General features: G+C 66.6%; 10 protein-coding genes. 5 read left to right on the top strand and 5 right to left on the bottom strand.

Annotated elements, in window-relative coordinates; translation table 11 throughout:
• The 3 genes from CFE35_RS17750 to CFE35_RS17740 form a co-directional block, all read left to right on the top strand.
• A partial coding sequence (locus CFE35_RS17750; RefSeq protein WP_292932619.1) for a S8 family peptidase occupies window positions 1–2,447 on the top strand: 2,447 nt, incomplete at its 5' end.
• Window positions 2,448–2,524: 77 nt separating this feature from the next.
• Window positions 2,525–5,002 carry an ATP-binding protein gene (locus CFE35_RS17745; RefSeq protein ID WP_292932617.1) on the top strand — a complete coding sequence of 826 codons (2,478 nt, stop codon included), beginning with the start codon at window positions 2,525–2,527 and terminating at the stop codon, window positions 5,000–5,002.
• Window positions 4,999–5,460, top strand: coding sequence for a response regulator (locus CFE35_RS17740; RefSeq protein ID WP_292932615.1), 462 nt, complete (start codon window positions 4,999–5,001; stop codon window positions 5,458–5,460). The genes CFE35_RS17745 and CFE35_RS17740 overlap by 4 nt, the downstream gene beginning before the upstream one ends.
• 98 nt (window positions 5,461–5,558) lie before the next feature.
• On the opposite strand, the gene CFE35_RS17735 is transcribed toward CFE35_RS17740, so the two are convergent.
• Complete coding sequence (locus CFE35_RS17735) at window positions 5,559–5,972, bottom strand: hypothetical protein (protein ID WP_292932613.1); 414 nt, start codon at window positions 5,970–5,972, stop codon at window positions 5,559–5,561.
• Between the two features lie 261 nt (window positions 5,973–6,233).
• Here CFE35_RS17735 and CFE35_RS17730 point away from each other — a divergent pair, with 261 nt between their 5' ends.
• Window positions 6,234–7,115 (top strand): TIGR00730 family Rossman fold protein, encoded by an 882-nt coding sequence (locus tag CFE35_RS17730; RefSeq protein WP_292932611.1) that lies wholly within the window; start codon window positions 6,234–6,236, stop codon window positions 7,113–7,115.
• On the opposite strand, the gene thiD is transcribed toward CFE35_RS17730, so the two are convergent.
• The 3 genes from thiD to glmM are packed head-to-tail and all read right to left on the bottom strand — an operon-like array spanning window position 7,112 to window position 9,430.
• Window positions 7,112–7,858, bottom strand: a complete 747-nt coding sequence (gene thiD, locus CFE35_RS17725; RefSeq protein ID WP_292932609.1) for a bifunctional hydroxymethylpyrimidine kinase/phosphomethylpyrimidine kinase — start codon at window positions 7,856–7,858, stop codon at window positions 7,112–7,114. The two genes, CFE35_RS17730 and thiD, sit on opposite strands and share 4 nt — an antisense overlap.
• Window positions 7,855–8,079 carry a DUF1272 domain-containing protein gene (locus tag CFE35_RS17720; protein ID WP_292932607.1) on the bottom strand — a complete coding sequence of 75 codons (225 nt, stop codon included), beginning with the start codon at window positions 8,077–8,079 and terminating at the stop codon, window positions 7,855–7,857. The genes thiD and CFE35_RS17720 overlap by 4 nt, the downstream gene beginning before the upstream one ends.
• Before the next feature lie 13 nt (window positions 8,080–8,092).
• Entirely contained in the window at window positions 8,093–9,430 is a 1,338-nt protein-coding gene (gene glmM / locus CFE35_RS17715) for a phosphoglucosamine mutase (protein ID WP_292932605.1), read from the bottom strand.
• Window positions 9,431–9,509: 79 nt separating this feature from the next.
• On the opposite strand from glmM, the gene CFE35_RS17710 reads away from it, so the two are divergent.
• On the top strand, window positions 9,510–10,805 hold the full coding sequence (locus tag CFE35_RS17710) for a dicarboxylate/amino acid:cation symporter (protein WP_292932603.1): 1,296 nt from the start codon (window positions 9,510–9,512) through the stop codon (window positions 10,803–10,805).
• Here CFE35_RS17710 and CFE35_RS17705 read toward each other — a convergent pair.
• The gene (locus tag CFE35_RS17705) at window positions 10,802–11,962 is read right to left on the bottom strand and encodes an AI-2E family transporter (RefSeq protein ID WP_292932601.1); all 1,161 of its coding nucleotides are present in this window, start codon (window positions 11,960–11,962) and stop codon (window positions 10,802–10,804) included. The genes CFE35_RS17710 and CFE35_RS17705 overlap by 4 nt on opposite strands.
• Window positions 11,963–12,050 lie beyond the last annotated feature (88 nt).

Below are 12,050 nucleotides of genomic sequence, written 5' to 3'. Positions count from 1 at the left end.
TCAGCAATTCGAACACGTTCTGGGGTTCGGCCGTCACCACGCGGCTTGGCGGGACGTTCCAGTCCAGCTTCCAGACGCCGCTGTTCGCGCGTTATGGCATCTCCGCCACGTCTGCGCAGAACCTCGCCGCGCTCGCCCCGGACAAGCGCGGCGCGTTCTTCGTCGATCTGTTCGATGGGCTCAACGGGTTCACCGGCTTCGATCAGGTGGACAACTGGATGCTGCAGACCAAGTGGTCGCCGCATCTCAGCAACGTGCAAGGGCGCGGGGCCGGGGTGACCATCGGCCTTGTCGACACGCGTCTTTCGGCCAGCGAAGCCGATATCATGGCCCGGGTCTCCTACAATGGCGGTGCGACCACATATTCCAACGTGCATGGCACGGCGGTCGCCAGCCTGCTGGTCGCGGCGCACAACGGCCGCAACATCATGGGCATCGCGCCCGGCGCGAACATCGCGACCTACAATCCCTATGATGCCAGCGCCACGACCTCATGGGCAAACGCTTCGCGCGCGATCGATGCCGTCGCCGGTGCCGGTGCCAGCGTCATCAACTTGTCGCTCGGCGAACCGGGCGTGGCCTTTTCGCCCAAGTGGGACACCGCGCTGCTGCAGGCGACCAAGGCGACAAAGGTGGTCGCCGTCATTGCCGCGGGCAATGATGGGCTGACCCAGACCAAGGATATCATGTGGACGCAGCCCAAGCCGATCGCGTTTCTCGTGGTCGGTTCGGTCGATGCCAACAATGTGATTTCGACCTTTTCCAACCGGCCGGGCAACGCGTGCCTCAAGGTGCTCGGTGTTTGCAACACCATTGCCGCGTTCGGGCAGGGCGGTCCGCTTCGGAACTACTTCCTCGTCGCGCCCGGTGAGAATGTGCTCGCCTCCAACGGTCAGGGCGGGGTTGCGCGCTATTCGGGAACCTCGCTCGCCGCGCCGCAGGTGACCGGCGCGGTCGCGCTGCTGCAGGGCCGCTGGCCGTGGCTGAAGGCTTTTCCGCTGGAGACTGCGCAAATCATTCTGCGCTCGGCCAAGGACCTTGGTGTGCGCGGGGTCGATCCGGTCTATGGCTGGGGGCTGCTCGATGTCGAAGCGTCGCAGGCGCCGCTCAATTTCAACACCCTGATCTATTACACGGTCCGGAACGGCGTCTCCACGGCGCGGACCGTGACCGCCGTGCGCAGCAGTACCAATCGGGCGGCATGGGCGGCGCAGGGTGCCTACATCAGCGCGTTCGAAATGATCGGCGGCACCTCGCGCGATTTCATCCTGCCGATTGCGCCCAGCCTTGTCGGCGCGAAAGTCGGCACGCTGTACTTTCAGGATTTCGTCTACAACCGGCTCGTGGCCTGGGCTTCTGCGCCCGCGCTGGCCAATGTCGGCGGTCATCTGACGCTGAGCGATACGGGCCGCGCCGCCGCGCTGCCGGTGGCCGCAGGTTTCAAGGTGGCGCTGCGCTCGCGGCTGGTGCCGGTTGGCCCCAGTGAACGCGCGGCGCGCAATTTCCGCGCCGAAAACAGCCTGACCATCGGTGATGTGCGCGATCGGTTCAGCATCACCGTCGGGCAGGGCGCCAATACGCTGAACGCGCTGCAATCGGGCTTCGGGCTGGAAAGCGATTATGCCCCGCTCGATGGCGGCGTGAACCCGATTGCCGGGTTTGCCTCGGGCGGTGCTCATGCCCGCGCCAGCGTCGCGGTCGTTTCCGGCCTGCAATTGACTTTCGGCAACAGCCGCACCCGCCGCGATCCGCTGGACGGTGCTGGCCGCAGCATTCGTGATGGTTTTGGCCGTGATGGCTTGGACCGCGATGGTCTTGGTTCCGTGCAGGGCCGCTATGTCGCAGCGGCGCAAAGCGTCCGGCTCGATTATGCGCCGCGCACGTGGCTGAGCCTCAGCGCGTCGCTTACCAACCTGACCGAAGCCGAGGGCCTGCTCGGCGTGCGTTCGGAAACGGCGAACGGGCTGATCGGCGCATCGCGCACGCGGGCGATCACGCTGGGCACCAGCCTTGAGCCGGTACGGGGGTTGCTCGTTTCCGCCTCGGGCACGCGCAGCAACAGCCGCAGCCGCGATGGCGCGGCGGCCTTGCAGACCAGCGCGGGCGGGATCGAGGCTTCGGCCTTTGCGTTCGCGATTGCCCGGTCCGGCGTGGTGCGCGGCGCCGATCAGCTGCGCCTGTCCGTATCGCAGCCATTGGCGATCATGCGCGGCGGGATCGATCTCACCACGCTTGGGGTGATCGACCGCGAAACCGGCGCGCTGGGCGCGGTGAAGCAATCGCTCTCCGTGCGGGAACGCGCGCGGCTGGTGGGCGAAGTGAACTACGGTGTGCCGCTGCAAGCAGGGCTTGGCGAACTGACGCTGTTCGGCCGCAGCGACATGCGCCCCGAAGCGCGCAATGCCCAGGGCGTCGCGCTGGGCGCGCGCATTCGGATGGTCATGTAGGCATCTGGGCCTAGGCCTTTAACCGAATCTGAAGGCTGCAAAGCGCATGTCGAAGGTCAACCCTGTGGACCCTTGGCATGCGCATCCGATCCGGCTGGCTGATAGTGCTGTGGCTATGGGCGTGGGCGCTGCCTGCGTCCGCCGCACCGACGCCTGCGCGCTTCGAGCAGGCCATCGCCGCCGCACGCGCCGCAATGCTGTCCGATCCCGCCAAGGCGCTGCAATGGGCGCGCGGGGCTGTGATCGCAGCGGCACCGATAGCGGATTCGCGGGAGCGCCTGCTGGCGCAATCGCAGGCCCACTGGCTTGAGGCCGAAGCGCTCAACCGGACAGGCCAGCCCGATGCGGCAGACAGCATTGCCAAGGCCGCGCTGGGCGTTGCCGAGCAGCAGGATCCCGGATCGAAGCTGAACGGCGACCTCCTCGCCACCATCGGCCAGATCGCGCGCGCCAAGGGCGATGTGGTGGCCGCCCTGTCGGTCTACCAGCGCGCGTTTCATTTCTTCGAGGCCAAGGGTGAGCGGCGTTCGCAGGCCAAAGTCCTGCAATACATCGGCACGCTCTATTTCGAGGCGGGCGATTTCGAGCGCATGCTCAAGTACTATGCGGATTCGGCGGAGCTGTTCGACGATCCCGCGATCCGGGTCGCCGCGCGCAACAACCAGGGCGATGCGCTGATCGAACTCAAGCGCTATGATGAGGCGTTTGCCCGCTATCGTCAGGCGCTCGAAATCGCGCGCGCGATGGACAGCGACGATCTCGTCACCAGCATTCTCATCAACATGGCCTCCGCGCAGATCCGCGCGGGCAATCTGAGTGCGGCAGAGCAGCTTGTCCGGCAGGGGCTGGCTTCACGGGGCGCGCAGGATCCGGAGCAGGCGGCGTTTCTCCACGGCGTGCAGGCGCAGATCGATTGGACCCGGCGCAATATCGCCGCGGCGCGGGCCAATCTCGATATCCTGTTCAAAGGGCACGATCCGGCGACGACAAACCACGAATACGTGGATTTTCATGATCTTGCCAGCCAGGTCTATGCTGCTGCGGGGGCCTATCCGCTGGCGCTCGCCCATGCCCGGGCCTATCAGCGGCTCGATGAGGAACGCCGCGCGGTCATGGCGTCGACCAATGCCGCGCTGATGGCCGCGCAGTTCGATTTCGCCAATCAGGAACTGAAGCTCTCCCGCGTCCGCGCCAAGAAGCTGGAAAGCGATGTGGCGCTGCAGAAATCGCGCGACCGCTATAACCAGCTCACGTTCTATGGCCTGATCGGCCTGCTGGCGATCGCCGGGATGGTGGTGTTCGGCCTCGCCAAGGCGCTGAGCGCGATCCGCCGCAGCCGCAACGAGGTGCGGCGCGCCAATATCTCGCTGCAGGATACCAACGCGGAGCTTGAACGCGCGCTGGCCGCCAAGACTCGCTTCCTCGCCACGACCAGCCACGAAATCCGCACGCCGCTCAACGGCATCCTCGGCATGACGCAAGTGCTGCTGTGCGATGCCAGCGTGACCGGCGCGGTGCGCGAACGCGTGAAGACCGTCCATGCCGCTGGCACGACGATGAAGTCGCTGGTCGATGACATTCTCGATGTTGCCAAGATGGAGACCGGCGGGGTCACGGTCGCACCCGAACCGACGCGCTTGCGGCCGCTGCTGACCGGGGTGATAGATTTGTGGCAGAGCCAGGCGGCGGAGCGCGGGGTCGCGGTCAGGCTGGATCTGGCGGGCTGCGCCGAACTGGTGATGTGCGATCCCCGGCTGGTCCGGCAGATTGCGTTCAATCTCCTTTCGAACGCGGTCAAGTTCACGCAGGCGGGCGAAGTGCGGATGGCTGTCACCAGCGCCGATGGCCAGCTCAGGATCGCGGTGTCCGATACCGGCATCGGCATCGCGGCGGAGCACTTGGGCGATATCTTCAAGTCGTTCCATCAGGTCGATAACAGCACCCAGCGCCAGTATGGCGGGACTGGCCTTGGCCTTGCCATCAGCCGCACGCTGGCCCGCGCAATGGGCGGCGATATCGCGGTTGCCAGCGAATTCGGCAAGGGATCGACCTTCACGCTCACCCTGCCCTTGCCGCAGGACGGCGAAAGCACCGGTTCGGCTGGTGAGCCGCAGGCAGAAGCCGCGCCCGCACCGGCGCACGCTGCCACGCCGCGCGGCGTGCTGCTGATCGAGGCCAGCCCGCTGGGCCGCAATGTCATGGCCAAGGCCATCGCGGCGGACGGCGCCGAGATCATCGGCTGCGATGGACCGGAAGCCGCCGCGCGTGCGGCAGGCGATGGCATCGCGCTGATCGTTGCCGATGTGGCCTCGCTTGGCGGCTGGGACGGCCTTGCCGCGCTGCTCGCGCAGCCGGCGTGGTCTGGCCGGACCGTGCCGGTGCTCGCGATGGTGCAGGGCGCGATTGATGAAACTGTCACGGCGCAGGCCGCCCGGATCGGTGTTGCCCGGCTGCTCTCGCGCCCGATGTCTCCCGCAACCTTGCGGTCCAACGTGATGACCACGATCCCGGCGCTGACTGCCGCCGGCAACGAACCAGGAAAAGTTGCAGCATGACCTATCAGGGCCAGATCCCGACCGCGTCTTCGGCTGAAACCCCGGCGCAAGATGCGCAGGCGATCCAGATCAAGGCGCTCTACATTGAGGATGATCCGATCAACCGGCTGGTCGTGCGCGATATGCTGGGGGTGGTCGGCATCGGCTACGAGGAAGGCGTCGACGGGCCGGATGGCCTCGCCAAGCTTGAAGGGGGCGAGTTCGATATCGTGCTGGTCGATCTGCGTATGCCGGGGATGGACGGGCTGGAAGTCACGCGGCAGATCCGCGCGCGCTGCGATGCCAAGGCGGCCGTACCGATCGTGGTGATCACCGCCGATACCGGGTCCGGCATCCAGCAGGATTGCCAGGATGCAGGGGCGCAAGACTTGCTGCTCAAGCCCGTGGCGATGCAGCCGCTGCTCGATACGATCTGCCTGCAGGTCCTGTCGTCCAACCCTGACATGGAAATGATCTGAGAGCGCAAGCAGTCACTCCGCCGCGCGCAAGGCAACAGCCGGCCTGCATAGAGCAGACCGGCTGGGCCCGGCGGTGGGATTGCAGTGCCGTGCGCGGCTCAGCAACCCGGGCTATCGTCGTGGCCGTGGCTGTGGCCATGATCGTTGTCGTGACCGTGATCCTTGTCGTCATCGCGATCATGATGGCCGAAATGGTGGCCTTCGTTGTTCTTGCCCTTCTCATATTCGTGCCAGTCGCGCGGCCCTGCGTGGCGGCGATTGTCGAACTGCCCGCGATTGTCCCCGCCGCGCTCATACCTGTCGCTGCGTCCGCGGCTGGCAAAGTCATCGCGGTTCGTCCGGGCGGAGCTTCCAACGTTGACCGAGGCGCGAACCGGGGCGGGAGCGGGCGCGCTGAAGCGGACGGCAGCGGGGAAGCTCTGGGAGGAGCGGCGCGCTTCGGCATGGGCGGTACCGGCACTCAGCAGTGCAGCGGTGGCAAGGGGCAGCAGCAAGCGGTGAAGAGGGGGCATTGCGGGGTCCTTCTCGGTTGGATCCCGTTCGTGTTGGGCCTGAGTCCGTTGAAACTTCTTGTTAGGGCCGGGTTATCAATCATGGTTGATTTCGCCCTAATGCGCGGCCCCGCAAGGCGCTGAACGGCCCGAACGCCGGTCTTTTGCATGTGCGAAACGGCGTTAATCGCACCGCTTCGGGGCTATCTGCGGGGAGCAAAAAGTTAAGCGGCGCGCGCGGCCCATTGCGGTTTGAGGCAGCCCTTGCGAAACGTTTCGGCCATGACCGAGGAAGAAATCGCCCACGAACTGACCCGCCGCCGCTTCTACAAGGCCGAGCAGGAAGCCGGGTTCGTCGAATCGCACGAATGCATTACCCCGCAGCAGCAGGACCCGGCCTATCGGCTGGCTTTCCGCGACATCGATTTCCTGCTGCGCGAAGAATTGCGCCCCGTCCGCTTCCAGCTCGAACTGCTCAAGCCGGAAATGCTGCTCGATGAAGCGGGGATCGGCTCGACGCTGGTGATCTACGGCTCGGCGCGCATTCCCGCTCCTGACGCAGCGGAGGCCCGGCTGGCTGCGGCGACAACGCCGGAGCAGCGCAAGGTGGCCGAGCGGCTGGCGGCCAAGGCGCGCTATTACGAGGAAGCGCGCAAGCTGGCGCAGATCGCCAGCCGCAGCGCGATCGTGGAAAATGGCCAGCGTCATTTCGTGGTCTGTTCGGGCGGCGGGCCTTCGATCATGGAAGGGGCCAATCGCGGAGCGGCGGAAGTGGGCGCGGAATCGATCGGGCTCAACATCGTGCTGGAGCACGAGCAGAGGCCCAATGCCTATGTGACGCCGCACCTTTCGTTCCAGTTCCACTATTTCGCGCTGCGCAAGATGCATTTCCTGCTGCGCGCGCGGGCGGTGGCGGTGTTTCCGGGCGGTTTCGGGACGTTTGATGAACTGTTCGAACTGCTCACGCTGGTGCAGACGGGCAAGATGAAGCCGGTGCCGATCCTGCTGTTCGGCGGCGACTTCTGGGGCCGCGTGGTGAACTTTCAGGCGCTCGTCGAAGAAGGCGTCATCGGCCAGCAGGATCTTGACCTGTTCCGCATCGTGGAAACGGCGGAAGAAGCCTGGTGCCACATCACCACGTTCTACGGGCTCGACGTGCCCTAGCGGACGGCAAAGTGCCCCAGCGGGCCGCTCCCTGCGCCAAAGCCGGGCGCAGCGAGGAGGGCGGCGCGCACGAACTGCCGCGCCTCGGCCACCGCGTCCGCCAGCGAAGCCCCGCGCGCAAGATGCGTGGCGATGGCGCTCGATAGCGTGCAGCCGGTGCCGTGGGTGTGGCGAGTTTCGATGCGCGGCGCGGTCCAGACCACGTCTTCTGCGCCTGGCACAGCCAGCCGGTCGGTTACCTCCGGTCCTTCGGCATCGCCGCCTTTCGCCAGCCATGCGATCCCCCGCGCCCGCAGCGCCGCGTCGCCGCCCAGCGCGGCCAGTTCGGGCACGTTCGGCGTGGTCAACGTGGCGAGCGCCATGAGCCGCTCGAAGGCCGCAATCGTCGCGGCATCGGCCAGCGCCGCGCCGCTGGTGGCGATCATCACCGGATCGAACACCACCGGCACGCCGAGGCGCTCCAGCCGCTCCGCCACCACGGCGGCGATTTCGGACGAACCCAGCATTCCGATCTTCACCGCATCGACGCCAAGATCGCCCACGCAGGCATCGATCTGCGCGGCGACCATCGCGGGGCTGGCCGCCTCCACCATGCTGACGCCGGTCGTGTCCTGCGCGGTGAGCGCGGTAATGGCGGTCATCGCGTAGCCGCCGAGCATCGTGATCGTCTTGATATCGGCCTGAATGCCCGCCCCGCCGCCGGAGTCCGAACCGGCGATGGAAAGGACGCGGGGGACAGTCATCCCTTGTACTTTCGCACCGCCGATGGGGGGTGTTTGGCGTGCAGCGCCTTGGCCCGGCTGGGCCGGTCCATCAGCTCGCCGCCGCAATTGGGGCAACGATCATCCAGCGCCTCGGCGCACTCCGCGCAGAAGGTGCACTCGAACGAGCAGATGAACGCGCCGGGCGCTTCCGCCGGAAGATCGGTGCCGCAGCGTTCGCAATCGGGGCGCATTTCCAGCATGACGGGTGCTCCTTCAGGCGGCCTTGCGCACGGCGTCGCAGATCATCTCCACCACCTGTTCGACTTCGGCGGCATCGTCGGCTTCGGCCATCACGCGGATGACGGGCTCTGTGCCCGAAGGGCGGATGACGAGGCGGCCGCGCCCCGCCAGCTGCGCTTCTGCCTGCGCAATCACCGCCTTGACACTGTCGGCTTCGAGCGGCTTGCCGCCTGAAAAGCGCACGTTCTTGAGGAGCTGCGGCACGGGATCGAACAAGTGCAGCGTCTCGCTCGCGGGCTTGCCCGAAGCGATGAGCGCGGCCAGCACTTGCAGCGCGGCCACGGTGCCATCGCCGGTCGTACCATGATCGGTCAGGATCATGTGGCCCGATTGCTCCCCGCCCACGTTGAAGCCGCCCTCGCGCATCTTTTCGAGCACGTTGCGATCGCCCACCGCCGCGCGCACAAGATCGAGGCCGAGGCCGTTGAGATAGCGTTCGAGGCCAAGGTTCGACATGACCGTGGCGACCACGCCGCCGCCGCGCAGCGCGCCAAGGGCATGCATCCGCCCACCGATCAGCGCCATGATCTGGTCGCCGTCGACCGTCTGGCCCTTTTCGTCGACCACGATCAGCCGGTCCGCATCGCCATCGAGCGCAATGCCGATATCGGCGCGCACTTCGCTGACGCGGGCCTTGAGCGCATCGAGATGGGTGGAGCCGACGCCCGCGTTGATGTTCTTGCCATTGGGTTCGACGCCGATGGCGATCACTTCCGCGCCCAGTTCCCACAGGGCGGAGGGCGCGACATGATAGGCCGCACCATTGGCGCAATCGACCACGATGCGGAGGCCATCAAGCCGGACATTGTGCGGGAGCGAGGCCTTGACCGCATGGATATAGCGGCCGCGCGCATCCTCGATCCGGCGGGCGCGGCCGACATCAACCGCATCCGCCAGCGCAAGATCCTGCGCGAGCATCGCCTCGATGGCGAGCTCGTCCTCATCCGAAAGCTTGAAGCCATCGGGGCCGAACAGCTTGATGCCGTTGTCCTCGAACGGATTGTGGCTGGCCGAGATCATCACGCCGACATCGGCGCGCATCTCACGCGTCAGCAGCGCCACGGCGGGCGTGGGCATCGGCCCCAGCAGCACCACGTCCATGCCCACACTGGTGAAGCCTGCGGTCATCGCGTTTTCCAGCATGTAGCCGGAAAGGCGCGTGTCCTTGCCGATCACCACGCGGTGGCGGTGATCGCCGCGCAGGAAATAGGTGCCCGCCGCCTGGCCCACCTTCATTGCGGTTGCCGCCGTCATGACCCCGGCGTTGGTCCGGCCCCGGATCCCGTCGGTGCCGAAAAATTTGCGTGCCATTGCCTGAAACAAGTCCTTGCGAGAAGCGCCCATCGGCGCGGATTGCCATATGCCCCTACACGCTTAATGTCACCGAGCCATGAACCAAGCGATTAATGATCCATCATCCGGTGAGGCCCCTAGCGGCTTTGTCCTGCCACCGATTGCGCAAGTGCCTGCGCTGTGGACGTTCGCGTCGCTCGCCATCGGGCTGGGTGGGGGGCTGGCGCTGGCGTTTGCAGCTCCGCAAGCCTTGCCGGCTGTGCTGATGGTGTCAGAACCGATTGGCGATTTGTGGCTGCGCGCGCTGCAGGCAACCATCGTGCCGCTGGTGGCGGCGCTGCTGTTCACCGGCACGGTGCAAGTGGTCGCCACGGCCAATGCCGGGGCGCTGGCGCGGCGCAGCCTTGGCCTGTTCCTCGCCGTGTTGGGGCTCAGCGCGGCGACGGCGCTTTCGCTTACGCCGTTTCTGCTCACGCTCATGCCGATCCCGGGTGAGGCGGGGGCCGCGCTGCGCGCCACGCTGGCCGCGCCGCCCTCCGGCCCGCTGCCGGGCATGGCCGAATACTTGCGCGCCATCGTGCCGACCAATGTGATCGACGCCGCCGCGAATGACCGGATGCTGCCGATGATCCTGTTCGTGGCGGTGTTCGCGCTCGCCAGCACGCGGATCGAGGCCCGCCAGCGCGCGATGCTTGCCACGTTTTTCGCCGCCATCGCCTCGGCCATGCTGGTGGTGATCGGCTGGGTGCTGGCGGCAGCGCCGGTGGGCGTGCTTGCGCTCAGCCTGACGGTCGCGGCCAAGACTGGCTCCGCCGCCATAGGCGCGCTGGCGCATTATGTGCTGGTCGTGATCCTCACCGGCTCCGCCGTGCTCTTGATCGGCTATCTCGTCGCCGTGCTGCTGGCGCGGCTTTCGCCGCTGGCATTTGCGCGGGCGATGGTGCCGGTGCAGGTCTTCGCGCTGTCCACGCAGTCCTCGCTCGCTTCGCTCCCGGCGATGCTGGGGGCGTGCAGCAAACTCGATGTGCGGCCCGCCACGTCCGAATTCGTGATGCCGCTCGCGGTCGCCTTGTTCCGCGCGACGAGCCCGGCGATGAACCTTGCGGTCGTGGTCTATGTGGCCAAGTGGTACGGCGTGCCGCTGACCGCGCCGATGCTGGTTTCGGGCTGGATCATGGCGATCCTCGTCTCGCTCAGCTCGGTCAGCCTGCCCGGCACGATCAGCTTCATCGCCTCGGTCGGGCCGATTGCCATTGCCATGGGCGTACCGGTCGCGCCGCTGGCGCTGCTGGTGGCGGTGGAAGTGCTGCCCGATCTGATGCGCACGCTGGGCAATGTGACCAATGATGTGGCGGTGACCGCGGCGGTCGACCGCTGGAACCGGGAAAGCTAGCCGGAGCGGGCGGCAGCCGTCGTCGTTCCGGGGCGGAACAGCGGTTCGCCCAGCAGGAAGCCGATCACGTTGGGGCGGCCAAGATTGTCGAGCATGGCCTCGAGGATCAGCAGGATCGGCACCGAAAGCAGCGCGCCGGGCACGCCCCAGATCCACGAGAAATAGCTGATCGCGAGCAGGATCGAAACCGGGCTCACCGTCAGCCGCGCGCCGAGGATCGCGGGCGTCACGAAATTCGCCTCGATGGCGTGGAGCCCGAGGAACGCAAGCATCGGGACGATACCCACCGCCACCGAACTCGCGGTGCCCAGCCCGACCAGCGCGAGCAGCGCCATCATCGCCAGCGGGCCGAGGTAGGGCAGGAAATTGAACACGAACGCGAGGCCGCCCCACATGATCGGCGCGCTCAGCCCGAAGGCATATGCCCCGCCCGCCACGATCACGCCGACGCCGAGGTTGATCAGCGCAACCGTCAGGAGGTAGCCCGCCACGCGGTCCTGCACATCGCGCATGACGCGGGCGATGCGCACCGATGCGTTGGCGCTGTGGCCATCGCGGGCAAGGCGGCGCTGCACGCGCAGGCGCGTGTCGATCATGAAGAACGTCATCAGCAGGGTGACAAGCACTTCGAGCACCACGCTGGGCGTGGCAAAGGCGACCTGTTCGATCACCGAGGGGCTGGCTAGCACCACTTCGCGCGGGCTGTGGCCCATCAGGCGCGCCAGTTGGCGGTTGAAGTCATTGATCCAAGCAAGATTGCCGCGCAGTTCGGCAAAGCGGCGGCTGACGACCTGCAGCATGTCGGGCACCTGATCGACCATCGCGAACGCCGGCTGGAGGATCAGGCCGAGCGCGGCGACGATAACGCCGGTCATGATGAGGAGCGCCATCAGCGCAGCGAGCATGCCGGGCAGGCCGATGCGGCTCAGCCGATCAGCCAGCGGGGCGAGGATGATGGTCATGACCAGCGCCGTCACCGGCGGCAGGAACACCACCGATCCGATCGAGAGCACGAAGGGCAGCGCGAGGAACAGCCCCGCCATCAGCAGCAGCACGATTGCCGATTGCAGCCGGGCGCGCGTGTCGCCCGTCCATTCGTCATGGGCACGGGGCAGGACGGCGGGGGCTTCCAGATCAGGATCGGGCATATCGGCCATGTCCGGCGTTCTGCGCCTCGCGTGTGGCGGGATCAAGGCCGGACAGGCGTATTAACGTCTTGTTCGCCGTGCAGATAAACCGCCCCAG

It is taken from the genome of Novosphingobium sp. PASSN1, assembly GCF_002278815.1.
Note: the sequence above shows the minus strand (reverse complement) of the source record. Positions and strands in the feature narration are given on the sequence as shown.